This window comes from Massilibacteroides vaginae (assembly GCF_900178525.1).
Lineage (GTDB): Bacteria > Bacteroidota > Bacteroidia > Bacteroidales > Tannerellaceae > Massilibacteroides > Massilibacteroides vaginae.
In genome coordinates this window covers 35,843-51,564 of the sequence record NZ_FXDJ01000003.1, presented here as the reverse complement: position 1 = coordinate 51,564, position 15,722 = coordinate 35,843, and the positions used below count along the sequence as shown (strand labels likewise).

The following is a 15,722-nucleotide window of genomic DNA, read 5'->3' as shown; positions in this document are numbered from 1 at the left end:
AAGTCCATTCCGAGAGAAACAATATAGTAAAAGGGAGCGCAAAATAAAGTAAGAGAATAAGAAATCGCTTTTTATGTCTTTAATTATTGCAGAAACAAGTCCGTTTATATACTATTTACGATCAATTAATCTATACAATATGAAAATGGTTTGTCATCGAAACAGGTCGTTTCGTACAGTGAAAGAATATCAATGGATAAGAAAGAAATGAGTAAATTAAAAAAAACAGAATAGCTATTGTTCGTATCGATCTTATCCCTATCTTTGCTGATGATATAAATTGATCGTATAATATGTGCATTCGTGTACATTAATAGTATACGGTGCTTAGAAGGTTTATTTATTAACACTATTACTAATATTAATTATCTGATTATGAACAAAAAGTTTTCTACTTTGATTGCCGGTATTCTTTTTACCGGTGTCTTTCCGGTAGTTACGATGGCTCAGGGGATCAAGCACGATGCGGATGGGCTTGATTTGAAATCTGAGATCCCTTATCGTACGCAATTGACTAAACCGGATGTTTTTGATGTCACTTATAATGACTACGGTGTAAACAAAATTGAGCCTAATAAATGGTATCAATTGGAGGTTTCTACTAGTGGTGGCAATGTTTTAAAGGCTGTTCCGTTCACCGCTGAAACAAGGGTGTTAGTTCAGGTTCGTGATTACAACACGGGTGAATTAACATTAAAAGTTGTTGATCAAGATGCTTTGACTATAGGTACATCTGCGCTTCAGGGTGAAGGTTGGGAGGCGATAACAGAACCTTCTTTGAACTCGTCTTTATGGAAGATTGAAGTAGTTAGCAAGACTCCAGGTTCTTTTATGTATAAGTTTATAAATAAAGAAACTGGTTATGAATTGAGTTATAATTGTGCTGATGCGGTTAATTTGGAAAAAGCAAATGACCTGCCAACTTCTTTTATAGATGAATCTGCTACAATTATTAAGAATGACGTAAATGCTTGGCGTTGGTACACTAATGATGTGAATACTGCAGGCGATTTCTCAAAGTCTAAGCTATATACTTACAATCATACGAATGAAAAAGTATTAGGTCTTGTTCTTAATGATGATGATGAAGTTGTTTTAGTTGACATTCCTGCAACAGAGGTGGTAGGTACAGTTGGCGAAGAAATGGTAGGTAATTACAATGTATTAGCATTTACAGTTCGTAATGCCGGTGCTCATGTATTGAATGCTGCCGATTTGAACTCAATGCTTGATGCTGATGGATCATGGGCAAACAGATCTGAATCTGATGGTATTGCAAAATTTAAAGAAGTGTTGAAGGGTTTTGCCGGAAATGATTTCTTTAAGATGAAATATGTAGCAGAAGATACTAAAATTTCAAACTACCTGAATACAGATCTTACTTCACCTTACGGTGGTTATAGCATTGTTCTCAAAGCTGATGCTGATAAGTATTTTATGGTAGCAACAGATGCTACATATGAGGAAGATAAATTGCCGGGTTTACATGGTGGTTTGGTTGTGTTAAATGATAAGTTTGAAGGTGATCTGACAACAGCCCCGATGACTGCGTTAAAGGCTCGCTATCACTGGAAAGTAACTTATTTCCCAACTCCTGACAGTTTGGCCTTTGAACCACTGAACGCTTCTTATATTGCTAATGCGGATAAACAAGCAGGAAAAAAATGGAAGGATACTCCATTAAAAGATGCTGTTCCTGCAGCTTATTATAATACTGTAAATGCGGCTATAGCACATCCTGATGCTGGTGCGACACTAACAACAAGTGTTCCATTTAATAAAGCTGCATTGATTCCGGTTGCATTGACTTTGATGAATAGTACAGCAGGCATTGATAATAACGCTGTGTTAACAGTAGGACAACCTGCGAATGCTGTTGAAGCAAAATTGTATGTTACAATACCGGGGACACCTGCACAAGCAGCTACTCATAAATGGTATCCTCGTGAACATGGTCACTTTGGTCACCCTGGTCGCCCTGCAGGTTTCTATTTTCCACACCAAGGAGATGTGCCAACTCATTATTGGAATGGCTCTGCATTTGTCCTTGCAACAGAAGGAACACCTGCTACTCCAGGTAAATACGGTGTCCCTGTATTAACTACTGTTCCTTCTCAAATGGGCTTGAAGATTAGTTTCGATCATAAATATACTTATCTTCAACGTTCTTCTGTAGCTAATGATGTATATTTCATTCAGATCAGCGTAGATGATAAGAATAAAACGGACTATCGTAAAGAAGGCATGTACCTTGTTTATAACATGGAAGGTCGTTTGATTTATGACAGACCGGATGATTATCAGGATTACAAACAAATGCCTGCAACTCAATGGGTAATTGAGCGCGATTCTTGTGATCATTCCAAAACTGGCGCTAACTATGTTACGATTAAAAACCGTGAATATGGAGATAAAGCTCCTGCTTTGTTCTATGGTCAGTTGTATAGCGTTCCGGGAACGAATAAGTATTATATCATCAACCATGAGAGTTATGATGTAAAATCAAATTCAAACGGTAAATTCCCTGATGAATATCCGTTGTTGTCATGTGGTGATACGATCTATTTCACTCCGTTAACTAAGAGTTTCAAGGAAGATGCTACTTTAGGTTATAAGAAATTTAATCATGAAAGTTTGAAATATGAAACTTACGCGATGAAATATCTGAACGCTGTAACTTTAGGAACTCCTAATACAGATAACTTCCTGAGTGTAGATGAAGCAACAAGTTTCTTAAGCATAAACAAAAATCTTTGGAATGATTTCGAAATCGACACATTACTTGTAGATCAGGAATATGGTGTTAAGAGTACTAAGGCTGGCGCTGTTCAATTGAAGAGAACAAACTATGCCTTGAAAGTTCGTGATAATAATCTGATTGATAACCAATGGAGATACGTGGTTGTTAAAGAGGATGCGAATAAGAATCCTTATTATCAGATGGCTCACTTGAAAGATGTAGATGGAAAGAACGTGAAATTAGGAACATTCTATTTCAAAGCGGATCAAATCTCTGCAGACAAAACTCCTGTAAACGCTTATGCATTAGTTGATGCTACGGGTTGGAGTGCCGATGCTGATAAAAACAAGAAAGAAAACTGGGTTTACAAAGTAGGTTCAAGAGACTCAATGTTGCTTCAGGTTAATCCTGATGATACAGACCCTTATGATGGTCGTAAGTATTTTGAAAACGGATACAAACGTGCTGATGTGAAAGACCAGACAGCTAAAGTATCATTCATGTCATTGAATACTGCTCCGATGGATCGCGTATCTGCTTTCGTATTCACAGATTCTCCTCGTCCATTGTATAGAACTCTTGACCTGGAAGGAAACAATACAATTAGCAAAGTTTATCGCCAGAGAGGTGCAAATGCAGAGGCTACAGAATATCTGTTTGAAGATGGTAATAATGCAGCTGGTTTAGAAGCCGGTGAATATATTAAAGGCTTCAACTATCTGGGAGTTACTGCTGAAAACGTGAAACCGGTAGGTAATGGAACGACAACAGCAATGTATATTGATTCTGTAATCTCTTCTAATCCTCGCATGCCGAAATATTTATTCTTTGTTGCTCCGGATAGTATTGCTGATGGTCAATGGTGTCAAACCGGAGTTCATGGTTACTTCCCAAGTAAAGAGGCTGCTGAAGAAGAAGATGCTTCTCACCACGTATTCTATAACGGTTACCTGGCTGGTCGCGTAATGATTAACCTGAATGACTCAATTGAAGAATATGCTGGTCATGACATGTTGAATCAAGCTCGTAAATACGGTTTCAGAAACTATAGCCGTCTTGGATTTGTTGAAGCAATCCATATGAATGTAACAGCGGAAGAAGCTGCAGAAAAAGACAATGCATTTGGACTCAAGGCTGGTGAATATCTGTTTGTATTCAAAACGACTACGATTAAAGACGTTACAAGCAAATGGAATGTAATTCATCCGGATAGTCTGAACAAAGCTGTTAAGGCCGGTGCAGTAGATCAGATCACTCTGACTGCTAACCATCAGAATGTTGCCTTCTCATTGCGTCTGACAGATGATGAACAACAAAAAGTTTTGTTGGAATCCAAAGGTCTTAAAGTAGCAGGCTCTTATGGAACATTCAGCGAAGCAAGTTGGGTACAGATCCTTGACGGAGTTCCTGTGTTAGCACAGAAGTTCAATATCAATGGTGACCATACAGAGATTGACGGAACATCAACTCTTAACCAATTGGTAAATCAAGCTCAGATCTTCCGTATTGGTGAAACTGATGAACTGCCAACTTCTAACGAAGATATCAATGTAACAGATGTTAAGGTTGTAGCCGGAAACGGTAGCGTAACTATCCTTAACGCTGCAGGTAAGACTGTTGCTATCAGCAATATCTTAGGACAAACAGTTGCTAACACAACAATCACTTCTGATAACGTAACTATCGCTGCTCCTAAGGGTATCGTAGTTGTTGCTATCCAAGGTGAAGATGCTGTAAAAGCAATAATAAAATAATCAATATAATATTAATAAATCACATGCACCGCCTCTCTTCTTCGGAAGGAGGCGGTAAGTAACTTGTGAGAAGTGAAAAAGTGTGAGCGTTAAAATAAAGTAAGAGTCTGCTTCAGCCTGTGAAGGCAGAATAGACATAATCAAAGTACAAAAGTTGGCCCGGGAAACCGGGACGACTTTTGTCTTTGTTATTTAATCAACCTCATATATGAAAATATGATGGACAAAATAAATGTGTTAAAATCATTGACCACAGAATGAAATAACTCGAGATGAGTAAAAAGTGGTGATATAAATTACCAAAAAGATTTATGGCCGCGTCTGCCTGTGGAGGTAGACGCGGTATTTTTTAGTTAATGTCCATTTTGACACATCTCTAATTTGGGTAAACTCCCGGCTTATACCAAGATCTGTCTCAGGTAATCTACACAAGTGGCAACTTCTTTTTCTGCAGTTGACCAGGGAGCGATCGGATATTCCAGTTCGATGTCAACATAGATTGGCCATTTTTCCTGTTGGAGTAGCTTGAGTAGCTCGGCAATAGGTGTTTCGCCCTGACCGAATACCTGATTGGCGTTTGCAGGATCTGTGGTAGGTCCTGTCTTATCTTTGATGTGAATACTGTAGATCCTGTCGTGGTATTTCCGGACAAAGTCACACGGGTTTTTTCCGGTTGAGCCATAATAGTGCCCGGCATCAAAGTTCAGCATGATAGTTGGATTTACTGCCAGGATTGCGTCAACATCAAAGTCAGGCTCGGCATACTGCATATGGTTATGCATGCCTACATACATGTTGTGCTTTTCGGCAAACGGAGCTAACTTCTTGGCAGAATCAAGCGAAATCTCTTCTGTTACGGCTTTAGCTCCCATTGCTTTGGCTACTTTGAACGCGTAGTCTATTTCTTCGTCCGACCAACGGGCTGGGCTGAATTTTACAATATGTGCCTGAATTCCGTTATCTTTCAGTAATGTGCGTGCTTCTTCCGCTTTCGACATGGGCAGGTTGATGCGCCATTCTTTGATGTCTGCATTGTACTTATCTACAGCAGCTTGTTGTTCCGCTGTAAACGGGTAGGGAACTCTTATATAACCGCTTCCGACTGCAACGTAGCGATATTCCTGATTGGGTTTAGGCTGTGCGGCCGGATCACGGCTCTCATCGCGGAAGACTTCCGCCAACGGATTTTCCGGAAGTCCCATGTATTGTTCCAAATCTCCGCTCATCAGCTCAATAGAACTGATACCTGCTGTTTTGCAATACTTGATAATGTTGTCGAGACCTCCCGGCATTGTGCGCCAACTGTAGGTGATAGTTCCAATCTGCACACCACTGAATTTAGACCCCTCCTCAACGGGAAGACTATTTGTTGTGTTGCTACCGGTACAGGAAGAAAAACCGGGTGTAACAAGTGTTGTTGTAACCAGAGCAGTTGCTGAGGTTCCAAAAAACTTTCTTCGAGAAATTTTACTGTTTGTGTTTTCCATAATGCATATTTTATTTGAGTGATAAGTCTGCAAAACCATTCGGATAGAATAGGTGAATATACTTATTATTTACACTTCAATTATTTTTTTGTGTTTTATAGTATCTTCCTTTAAGGTTATTTCAGATTTCTCTCCATAGAAACTCTCCACACGTTTTATTTCCGGCAAGAAAAGAGCTTGCTTTTTTTTAGACATTTTCTCAAAGATAGATTATATACGTATACAAAAACCCCCTTTATAAAACACACTAAACTTGTTGCTAAATTTCAATCACCAAATGTAATTGAAAGCTATGGCTTGTCTGTGTTCTACAAAGGGGGTTGATCAACTTTTGTGCTTGATTTGTTGATCGTAAGTGTTGTGACTAAATTAATCTGAGAGAGAAATCAACTGCTGATTCACATTGTTAATCAAATAGAAGATTATTTCGCTTTGCCTTTTTCTACATAACTCATATCGCCGAAGGATTCTAATGTGAACTTTCCGTCTTTGTAGGTTACTTTACATACGGCAGCATTTCCCATGTGTCCTGCTGTTGGTTTTTTACCAGAACTATCTAAGTCTGAAAGGAAGATACCGATAGACATACCATGACCTACCATCAATACATTTCCTCCACCATTTTGGGCTTGTTTCTCCGCAATATCACGAATGGCTTTTTGTCCTCTGGCTTTCACTACATCATAAGGTTCGCCAATGCCAAGAGTTTCTAATGCGGCAAAAGCATCCACCATTTTCTTCATTAATGTAGGATCTTTCTCCAGGTCTGCCATCAATTCCGTATACGATTTATAACCAAGGCGAAGTGCAGCATCATTCCACATTCTAGGATTAAACTCCCCTTCATAACTACCGAAACAAGTTTCGCGCATTTGAGGTACTTCGGTTATCGCCATATCATTTTGTCCTTTACTGTCTAATACGATACGTGCTGTTTGGCGAGCACGACCAAGGTCGCTGGAATAGGCTGCTTTAAATATAATACCATCGCCTTTCAATCCCTTGCCCAAATATTCCGCAACCTCAATTCCAGCAGGTGTCAGAGGCGTATCTGCCCAACCTTGAACACGGTCCATCGTATTCAAAATTGTCTTACCATGGCGCGTAATATAAAGTGTTACCGTATTGTCTTTCGCGTCTTGTTTTTGCGCAAAAGAAGTAGGAACAAAAGCTGACAGCATAAAGCCGATTAATAAAATGTAAGTTTTCATGATTATTATTTTTTGATTGTTATTATAACAGGATAATGGTCTGAATAAACAGCTGTAAAATCATCTTTGATCACTTCACACTTCACTAATTGCTCCTCCATGTTTTTGCTTACATACAAATAGTCATACCTCAGTGGATGATTTGATTGATCGTAAAACATTTTAGTAGGAGCAGTGGCTATAAAGTGTGGATGAAACGTTTTGAGAGCATCAATAAATCCAAAATTCAGGATTTTTTGTTGAACCGAATAGTCTAACTCATCATCTTTGCTCAGGTTCATATTTTGAGGTCTCTTTTTTCTATCCTCCCTAATGAAATCGCGCAAAAGGTTGTTGTCATATTCCTCTTTATCCAAAGGAGAAACCGAATTCAGGTCGCCCATAAATAACCATTTTTGATCTGAAGAGCGAGATGCGATAGTTGCTAAAATTTGATCTACTTCAGTTCCCCTTCTTTCAGACGAGAATGGATGGAAATGTGTAATAATAAAATGCAAACCTTCAATTTCAGCTTCCAAAAATCCATGAACGGTATTCTCTAACACCCTACGAACGTTAACAATAGGATATTTGGAAGTAAGAGCTACAGGGAAACTAATTGCACCATCAGGCGCGGGCTCTCTTACGATATAACAATACGGATGTCCATAGCTGCGAGCCAGCTTAGCCAAATTGTTTTTGTTTGCAGTTTCAGCAGGTATAAAGTCCGGATCTACAGTCGTGAATCCGTTCATCTCTTGCAACGCTACGATGTCAGCATCTTGTGCCTTAATCCACTCTGCAAATTTAGACTTATTGGCCGTAGTGTCTTGTTTCATTCCCCAATACACATTGTAACTCAATACTTTCAACGTCTTTTCTTGTGAAAAAACACTTGCTGAACACATCAAGGCAACAAATAGCAATATTATTGTCAATTTGTTTTTCATAATGCTTAGTTTAGATTACTTAGAATCTGATTTTAGTTTTAAATTCGATTGTAAACGGACGGATATAGGTTCCTACTAAAGGTTTGTCGTATAGTGCTGTTGCTTGTTCGGCATTCGTGGTGTTTGTTCCCGAAATAGAACCCTGAGCACCGCTTTGGTTCAACAGATTGACAACGCTGATTCCGAAGTCTACATTTTTGTCGTACTTGTAGTTCAAGCCGGCAAAGGTTTCCCATCTTTCTTTAAAGATCAGTGTGTTGGGATAGTTCGCGTATTCTTTGCTAAAGTAGCGCGCGCTTCCCCAGATTCTGAATTTTCCGAACGTATAGCTTGGGTCGATTTCAATCAATGTTTTTGATACGCTACGTGCCACATTGTCGTTGTTGTTAACCTCTTGTCCCCAGCTGGTTGTAAACTCATAGTTCTTGTATTTAGGGTTTTGGAGGGTAAGCAACATGTGTAAGTCGAAGCCTTTGAATGGGCGGAACAACACGTCGGAAGTCCAACCGATTGTACTTACATCGTAGCTGATTGTTTTCTTATCTACCGCTCCGGTTACCGGATCGTTGAACGTTGAGTTGTTCTTGAAGTTTGTGCGTTTGATAGAGGTTACTTTAGAAACAAGACTAAGCATCGGGTGATTGAAATAAACTCCGGCTGCAAATCCAGGTATCTCACATTTGTCTATTTGAGGGTCGTCAGCACCTGCGTACATGCTTAATTTTCCGGCTTGTTGCAAATAATAAGCGTCGGCAAGGAATCCGAAATTCTGGAATGCTTTCCATGTTGCATTTGCTGTTACGCTAAAGTTGAACCAATCCTTCTTTACATCGGATGTTTTGCCCGAAACCCAGTTTGTTCCACCGGCTTTTCTGTCCTCTGCCGAATACCAGTCGCCATCAATGCGTTGCCACTCCAAACGAGTACCGGCGTCTACCGTAAACCTGTCGTTGATTTTCCACTTTTCGGTAGCTACTGCTGCCATTTTGTTTTCAAATCCGTTATAATACTGCATAGCACCATTGTGTTTGCTATTACCACTTTTGTCGGTTTTACGTACCCACTGTCCGTTACCATCGGCATCCATGGTCCATTCATCGTACACCAAAGAACGCGGATTGGGCGCTACATCAAACTGATAAGAATAGGTAGCCGAAGTTGCTTTATCTACATTGTAATACCAATTGTGCAAGCCTACCATCCAATGATGATTCTCTGTTTTCTTACTTAATTCCACACGTGCCATCACGGTGTTTTTCTTTGATTTCGGCGAGAAGATCATCATGCCGTTTTGTACATATCCTTCGTATGGAGCGTTGGGGCTGTCGGCATAATAGTATCTTTTATTTCCTGCCTTCAAGTCTGCCTCCGCCGCATTCGGATCTACGCTGGAAGTGATTGCCGTTAAGTATGGATTGTATAGTCCTGAATTAGAATACTGATAGCGGAATGTATAATCCAATATCATGCCATTACCTATTTGCTGATCACCCAAAATATCGACTACGTGTGATGTGCTTCCTCCATCTTTCATGGCATCCCAAGCCACGGCTTCACCTGTCAAAGGATCGATTGCGTTAATCATCCCTGATTGTTCAAGGTACGAATCACGTCCGATACGGAAGCCCGGAAGTCTTGACACGCTACCGTCTTTATGATAGATATACGGACTTTGTTTGGCGTTGATGGATTCACTGTTTGCAAATTTGTACTGAATACCGATTTGTCCGGTTTCATACTTCTTATTCAGAAAGCCCTTGTAGATTTGCGTTTTATCTAAAAACGTAGAAATATTCGAACGGAAAGTTCCCGGGTCCATATTTAAAAAGGCAGTAGCCGAATAGTACCATCCGTTCTTCAACGGACCGCTTATATTAACATCACCTCTTAATAACCCAAAAGAGTTGGTGGTGAAACCGGCCGCGCCTTTCACAGTTTCTGTACCTCTATTGGTCCATGTGCTTACCGACACGCCAATGTCGCTGGCAAGCAAAGCCGTTTCGGATACATTCAGCACCTGAAATTTAGACACGCCGTTATCTTGTCTCCACACAGCAGTAGGCATCTGCCCCATAAAGTCATAAACCACCGGCAGTCCATTTTCCAACACAACCGTTCCGCCCACACTGGCAGGTAAACCAATATTTACAGCCCGGGGACCATTATCAGCCGATGCGTTTAGCATCACATTGGCAGTTCCTCCTGCCTTTTGAGCAACTTTTGCGGTGTCACTCTTTGCTGTCTCTGTGTTCTTTTGCGCCATCAGGTTTGATGTGCCGAAGAAAGCGAGCAGGCTTGTTGCAACTAAAGATATTGTTGCTTTTTTCATACTTTACCTAAAATTTAAAATCGTTAATTGTATTATTTAAGATTATATTTTTCTGTTCTGGCATCTTTAATAATGCCTTTCCAATTGAGACCAAAACCAAAGTCGTAAGTATTTCCCTCAGTGTCTTTGTGGCATTGCATATCACGACCTACGTCTTCATATTGTGCTTCCACAGTTAACATATCAGCCGGCATTTGAATTGGTAGCAATCCATTTGGTTCATAGTTGCCCGATATTATCTCCATTAAGGATTTATCGGAACTTCCAAATTGAAGGATGATTCCATCCATCTGATTCTCAAATTCGCTGAATACCATAGGGTTTGAAAGGTCAATAATGGTTATGACAGGTTTCTCCTGCATCATTTCACGCGTGCGCAGCATTACTTCCAAATCGTTGGCATTTGCAGTGCGAGACGTTTTACCATTATATGATCGGTTGTTAATCGTTGGGTCTATCACCGGATCACCTGCAGCCATGCTTTGTTTACGTGCATTCGTAGCCGTATAAGGTGAATATTGGAGCGAGATGGGAATATAACCATTCTCTCCGGCTAAACGATCTGTTGTGGAATAGCCATTAAATTCACTTTTCGGATTTTGCACAAACACAAGAGCAAAGTCTGCTTCAGTCGGGTTTTGTGTTACTTCATAATATTGATTCACAACATCCAAATTTACCGGATAATCCAACGTAGGTTCAGTCCATTGTCCCCACCAATTTATTGTAGAAGCTGTATATCTTTTAGGAATATATACTTTTTTCTTCTGTGCAATAGGCAATATATTATTCTTGTTTTTTAAGAGAATAGTAGATTTAAGTTGCGCTTCGTATCCTGCTTTCATAAACTCGTCATTCCCCACAGTAGCAACACTCGCTTCTACATCAAGGTATGGATTTTCAAATAAACCTAAACGGAAAATGTTTTTCAATAAGCGCACAGCCGATTGCTCGAAACGATTGCGCATATACTCCTCACCAAATTCCGTTACCCCCATTTTGTAGGCTTCTAAAACCGGCTCTTTATCGTTGTTTCCACCAAATTGATCCATCCCTGCTTTGATACATATATAATGTCGTTCGGCAACGGTCAATTCTTCCACACCCCATGGTTTCCCTGCAAAATCCGCCGGAGTTTTACCTTCATCTGCTGTTATCAGCCAATCGGTACAAACCACACCATCATATCCATATTTGTTTCTCAGCAAATCAGTAATAATATATTTGCTGAAACCATTTCCATAATTGGTTCCATCCATCGCCTGATTGTAAGAAATAGTATAATAAGGCATTACGGCAGAAGCTTCTCCGGTTTTACCGGCCAATTTAAAGGCGCCTTCCGTGAATGGTTTCAAGTGTTCTTCAAAATTCTTTCCCGGATATACGGCAAATTTTCCGTTTGCCCAATGTCCGTCACGCCCTCCTTCTTCAGGGCCTCCGCTTGGCCAATGTTTTACCATCGCGTTTACACTTTGATAGCCCCATCCCTTTTCAATTTCACTGTCTCCTTCTGACGTTTGAAAGCCATCAACATAGGCCCTGCCCATATCAGTCACCAATTTTGTGTCTTCTCCAAAGGTCATTCCTAAGCGAAACCAACGTGGCTCGGTAGCCAGATCTACTTGCGGCGATAGTGCTGTTGTAATGCCCAACGCTCTGTATTCGGTTGCTGCCACCTCTCCGAATTGTTGTACTATCTGAGGGTCAAAAGTGGCTGCCAGTCCAATTTCGCGTGGCCATTCGGAAATAGTTCCGCCATCGGCATTGAACTCCGCTTTTGTAGTTACGGAATGACGGGGGTCTGAGCTTGAATTGCCGGGAATACCCAATCCCAAACTTTCTACATACGCTTGCATTTGGTTATTCCAGCGTGCCGCCGTTTCCGTGTTTTCCAAGCCCATCAATAAAATATGTCTCAGATTGTCTTCCTTTAAAAACTTCTTTTGTTGATCACTCAAATCCCAGGCGTTAGCACCACTTTCCGAATAGGCTTTACCATTATATGTACCAGCTCCAAAACCAAAAGACGGAGCCGGCAACATTTGGTGCGCACTATAAAGCATTAATCCGGCAATTTGTTCTACACTCATCTGTGAAGCCAAATCTTTAGCCCTTTCGTCTGAGTTTAGCCGCCAGTCTTCATACTTGTCTAACTTACCGTTTTTATTCAAGTCTTTAAACCTGAGGCCATCTTGCTCAATAATAGTCACTCCCGAGGATGGAGAGTAGCCTAGCATTCTGCCTTGCCCACTTTCTACCAATACAAAATCTGCAGTTTCCCGTTGAGGAGCACTACATTGTATCCCCAGGAATCCAATTAAAAGAATAGATAAATATACCTTCATAGCTTTTTATTTAATGCGTCATTACGACACAAAGGTATCTAAGTTATTTTCGCCGCCAAATTTAAATGCGTCAATTGTACGCAGTTATGTTTTAAAACACAATTGTATCATTTATAGGCACTTCTTGGAACATCCAATTTAACTTTACTATATTTGCCATGGAAATTATACTAATTCATAGGACTCTGGTAAAATGAAATCTGATGATTTAAAATATTATACAGAAGATAATATTCACCCCGGCTTTTCTGTAGATTGTGTATTGTTGAGTTTTCACAAGGGGAAAATAAAAGTACTACTAAGGAAATTTGCTTTAGATGATTATTACTCACTTTTAGGCGGTTTTATGTTCAATCATGAAGACGCCAATCAGGCAGCACACCGAATATTAGAAGAAAGATCCGGCATAAAAGATGTTTTTCTAAAACAATTCTATCTGTTTAGTGACCCTAACAGAACGATTACTTCTCAGAATAAAGATTATTTAGAAATAAACGCAGAATCGGAAAATGAAGGTAAATGGCTTTTAAGGCGTTTTATCAGTATGGGCTATGTAGCGATTGTACAATATGATAAGGTGGTACTATCAAAAGATGCCGGTGAGACCTTAAAATGGTACGACATCAATAAATTACCTCCTCTGCAATCCGATCACGCGAACATCATAGAAAAAGCGATGGACAGCATCCGGATGGTGTTTCCTGTCGTACCTGTGGGGTATGAGCTGCTACCTGAAAAATTCACAATGACTGACCTGAGAAAAATATATGAGATCTTTTTGAAGAAAAAATTGGATAGAAGAAACTTTCAGCGCAAAATTCTCGCCAATGATTGCATCGAACAACTGGACGAAACAGTGGAGGGAAGAACGTATAATCCTTCCATTTTATACCGGTTCAAATCTCCGGACATTGGCTTAGTGTTTTGACGCATCCTTTATTAAAAAAAAGATAAAGGTTATTTTTTCAAATATAAAGGTTATTTTTCGAAAAATAACCTTTATGTTTTTGGGTCTTCTTAGTTGCTGATATTCAATGATATACAAAGGTCTGTTTTTTTACCTTTTTTTACCTGTTTGCAGGTGCGAAATTATCTTACAATGAACAGAAAAAAGGGACGAAAAACGGAACGGTAAGGTCTACTAAAATGCCGTGAAAAATAGATACGAAAACCAGGTCTTTCCCACAGTATCGGGTGATGACGGGTAAGGTGGTGTCCATTGTAGTGGCTCCTCCGGCGCAGATGGGGGCTAAGCGACCGAAGTATTTTACAAACAGTGGCGCTCCGAGCAATGCCATGATTTCACGAAAGATATTGGCCATAAGGGCAATCGTTCCCAATTCGGCAGCTACTTGTACACCAAGGGTGGCTTCTTTTAATTCTGTGATGAGTATAGACGAAAGTGAATAGTAGGCGAAACCACTACCCACAGCCAGACAGTCAAATACACTCCACCGACTAATCAATAAGCTGATCAGGGCAGACGCGATCAGCGTTCCGGTTATTGTGGCAAATGGAACCAATAGTAAGTGAGGACGAATGCTGAAGAGTATTTCTTTTAGTTTTTTGTCGCTTCCAATGCTGATCCCTACTTGCAGCATCAGGAGATAAAGCACATAGACTGTAAAGTTTTGTTCTGTAAGAGAGGTAGGGAGTACATCAGCCCAACCTAAACAAACTCCTAATACAAAAAATCCGACAATAATGAGGCTTCCCTTCATGATTCGGCCTCCTTTTTTTTGAAAAAGAACCGGTAAACAACCCAGGCTGCAATAACGCTGCCCAATGTTCCGGCAAAAGCAATCAGGAATGCTTCGAGGCCGAGTGTGCCTAGGTTATTCATGATCAGTTCATTGTTGCCCACAGAAATACCCAGCAGGAAAAGTAAGAGATAGATTGTGAAAGAAATACTTGTGTTCAGTTGTTGAAGAAAGGCTATCTTCCTAAGTAGATAGCCAATTCCAATGCCGCCGAACATAATTCCGATAATTACAAACATGCCCGTTTATTTATTTTTTTGCAGGTTTACAGGTGAAAGGAATGTCCATGCCATCGCTAAGTGCCTGCCCTTCCAGTTGATTTTTACCTTTCGTTTTTAATTTAACGTCTACCGCCTGCCCATCGATATAAAAACTACAAGCGTAGTGGTCTTTTTCTTTTTTAATCTCTTTTATGGCTACGGTCGAATATTGGATTTTCACCTCACCACTAAGCTTTCCATCCTGTTCCTTGATTAGAAACGTACCGTCCTGATAACCATAAGGAGCATCAGGTGCAGAAAATTCCCACAAATTCACAATGTCCTTGTTTTGTGCCTGTAACGCCACACAAAGAAATAAACTACAGATAATTACCATTAATTTTTTCATGACATGTTGATGTTAAATTAAACAACAAAAAAAATCGCTGTTCAAATATAGATAAAAAACACATAGCGCTAAAGCATGGGATATCGTATAGCTAAGAATATTTTTTGAATAAAAAATCTCTATCTTGTATCCAATTGCATATAAAAGGGAAGAAATGAATATTGAAGAACTACGTGAATATTGTTTGTCCATAAAAGGCTGTACGGAATCTTTGCCGTTTTTGAGGCAAAATGTGTTGGTGTTTAAAATAATGGATAAAATGTTCGCTTATATTGCATTGGAGCCTAAAGACGGAATTTTCAGGGTGAATTTGAAATGTAATCCGGAGAAATCAATCGAATTGCGTGAAAACTATGCGGGGATAACAGCTACGGATTTTAAATCTCCACTTTGGAATCTGGTTACACTGGATAGCGATGTCCCCAATAAATTAATAAAGTACTTAATTCAACATTCCGTAGATGAAGTTGTTCAGAAACTCCCAAAAAAGAAACGGGAGGAGTATTTGAGTTTGTGAACAAAAAAACAGGAGGGAAACTGTGCTGTTTCCCTCCTTGC

The 15,722-nt window shown here is 39.9% G+C and carries 11 protein-coding genes; 3 read left to right on the top strand and 8 right to left on the bottom strand.

Features of this window, described 5'->3' with window-relative positions:
- The first annotated feature begins 375 nt into the window (after positions 1-375).
- Positions 376-4,494, top strand: a complete 4,119-nt coding sequence (locus tag B9Y81_RS00170; RefSeq protein WP_085534986.1) for a DUF6383 domain-containing protein — start codon at positions 376-378, stop codon at positions 4,492-4,494.
- A 398-nt stretch (positions 4,495-4,892) separates the two neighbouring features.
- On the opposite strand, the gene B9Y81_RS00165 is transcribed toward B9Y81_RS00170, so the two are convergent.
- From B9Y81_RS00165 to B9Y81_RS00145, 5 genes are all read right to left on the bottom strand, one after another.
- The gene (locus tag B9Y81_RS00165; protein WP_245832366.1) at positions 4,893-5,981 is read right to left on the bottom strand and encodes a sugar phosphate isomerase/epimerase family protein; all 1,089 of its coding nucleotides are present in this window, start codon (positions 5,979-5,981) and stop codon (positions 4,893-4,895) included.
- A gap of 422 nt (positions 5,982-6,403) precedes the next feature.
- Positions 6,404-7,192 carry a histidine phosphatase family protein gene (locus B9Y81_RS00160; protein ID WP_085534985.1) on the bottom strand — a complete coding sequence of 263 codons (789 nt, stop codon included), beginning with the start codon at positions 7,190-7,192 and terminating at the stop codon, positions 6,404-6,406.
- Positions 7,193-7,197: 5 nt separating this feature from the next.
- Positions 7,198-8,121 (bottom strand): endonuclease/exonuclease/phosphatase family protein, encoded by a 924-nt coding sequence (locus B9Y81_RS00155; protein WP_085534984.1) that lies wholly within the window; start codon positions 8,119-8,121, stop codon positions 7,198-7,200.
- A gap of 19 nt (positions 8,122-8,140) precedes the next feature.
- Complete coding sequence (locus tag B9Y81_RS00150; RefSeq protein WP_085534983.1) at positions 8,141-10,450, bottom strand: TonB-dependent receptor; 2,310 nt, start codon at positions 10,448-10,450, stop codon at positions 8,141-8,143.
- 32 nt (positions 10,451-10,482) lie between these two features.
- Positions 10,483-12,795: a glycoside hydrolase family 3 protein gene (locus tag B9Y81_RS00145; protein ID WP_085534982.1), complete on the bottom strand. Its 2,313-nt coding sequence runs from the start codon at positions 12,793-12,795 to the stop codon at positions 10,483-10,485.
- A gap of 193 nt (positions 12,796-12,988) precedes the next feature.
- On the opposite strand from B9Y81_RS00145, the gene B9Y81_RS00140 reads away from it, so the two are divergent.
- The gene (locus tag B9Y81_RS00140) at positions 12,989-13,723 is read left to right on the top strand and encodes an NUDIX hydrolase (protein ID WP_085534981.1); all 735 of its coding nucleotides are present in this window, start codon (positions 12,989-12,991) and stop codon (positions 13,721-13,723) included.
- Positions 13,724-13,889: 166 nt separating this feature from the next.
- Here the strand turns inward: B9Y81_RS00140 and B9Y81_RS00135 are convergent, their stop codons facing one another.
- Genes B9Y81_RS00135 through B9Y81_RS00125 form a run of 3 tightly spaced genes read right to left on the bottom strand, consistent with a single transcriptional unit; the run spans position 13,890 to position 15,164 of the window.
- Positions 13,890-14,516 (bottom strand): LysO family transporter, encoded by a 627-nt coding sequence (locus tag B9Y81_RS00135; protein ID WP_085534980.1) that lies wholly within the window; start codon positions 14,514-14,516, stop codon positions 13,890-13,892.
- On the bottom strand, positions 14,513-14,794 hold the full coding sequence (locus B9Y81_RS00130; RefSeq protein ID WP_085534979.1) for a LysO family transporter: 282 nt from the start codon (positions 14,792-14,794) through the stop codon (positions 14,513-14,515). The genes B9Y81_RS00135 and B9Y81_RS00130 overlap by 4 nt, the downstream gene beginning before the upstream one ends.
- 10 nt (positions 14,795-14,804) lie before the next feature.
- Positions 14,805-15,164 (bottom strand): hypothetical protein, encoded by a 360-nt coding sequence (locus B9Y81_RS00125; RefSeq protein WP_139822866.1) that lies wholly within the window; start codon positions 15,162-15,164, stop codon positions 14,805-14,807.
- A 154-nt stretch (positions 15,165-15,318) separates the two neighbouring features.
- Between B9Y81_RS00125 and B9Y81_RS00120 the strand changes: the two genes are divergently transcribed.
- Complete coding sequence (locus B9Y81_RS00120) at positions 15,319-15,681, top strand: MmcQ/YjbR family DNA-binding protein (RefSeq protein WP_085534988.1); 363 nt, start codon at positions 15,319-15,321, stop codon at positions 15,679-15,681.
- Positions 15,682-15,722 lie beyond the last annotated feature (41 nt).

What these genes read in the sequence shown, in the direction of transcription:
- B9Y81_RS00170 (WP_085534986.1), top strand. Translation starts at nt 376, where the DNA reads ATGAACAAAAAGTTTTCTACTTTGATTGCCGGTATTCTTTTTACCGGT.
- B9Y81_RS00165 (WP_245832366.1), bottom strand. Translation starts at nt 5,981, where the DNA reads ATGGAAAACACAAACAGTAAAATTTCTCGAAGAAAGTTTTTTGGAACC.
- B9Y81_RS00160 (WP_085534985.1), bottom strand. Translation starts at nt 7,192, where the DNA reads ATGAAAACTTACATTTTATTAATCGGCTTTATGCTGTCAGCTTTTGTT.
- B9Y81_RS00155 (WP_085534984.1), bottom strand. Translation starts at nt 8,121, where the DNA reads ATGAAAAACAAATTGACAATAATATTGCTATTTGTTGCCTTGATGTGT.
- B9Y81_RS00150 (WP_085534983.1), bottom strand. Translation starts at nt 10,450, where the DNA reads ATGAAAAAAGCAACAATATCTTTAGTTGCAACAAGCCTGCTCGCTTTC.
- B9Y81_RS00145 (WP_085534982.1), bottom strand. Translation starts at nt 12,795, where the DNA reads ATGAAGGTATATTTATCTATTCTTTTAATTGGATTCCTGGGGATACAA.
- B9Y81_RS00140 (WP_085534981.1), top strand. Translation starts at nt 12,989, where the DNA reads ATGAAATCTGATGATTTAAAATATTATACAGAAGATAATATTCACCCC.
- B9Y81_RS00135 (WP_085534980.1), bottom strand. Translation starts at nt 14,516, where the DNA reads ATGAAGGGAAGCCTCATTATTGTCGGATTTTTTGTATTAGGAGTTTGT.
- B9Y81_RS00130 (WP_085534979.1), bottom strand. Translation starts at nt 14,794, where the DNA reads ATGTTTGTAATTATCGGAATTATGTTCGGCGGCATTGGAATTGGCTAT.
- B9Y81_RS00125 (WP_139822866.1), bottom strand. Translation starts at nt 15,164, where the DNA reads ATGAAAAAATTAATGGTAATTATCTGTAGTTTATTTCTTTGTGTGGCG.
- B9Y81_RS00120 (WP_085534988.1), top strand. Translation starts at nt 15,319, where the DNA reads ATGAATATTGAAGAACTACGTGAATATTGTTTGTCCATAAAAGGCTGT.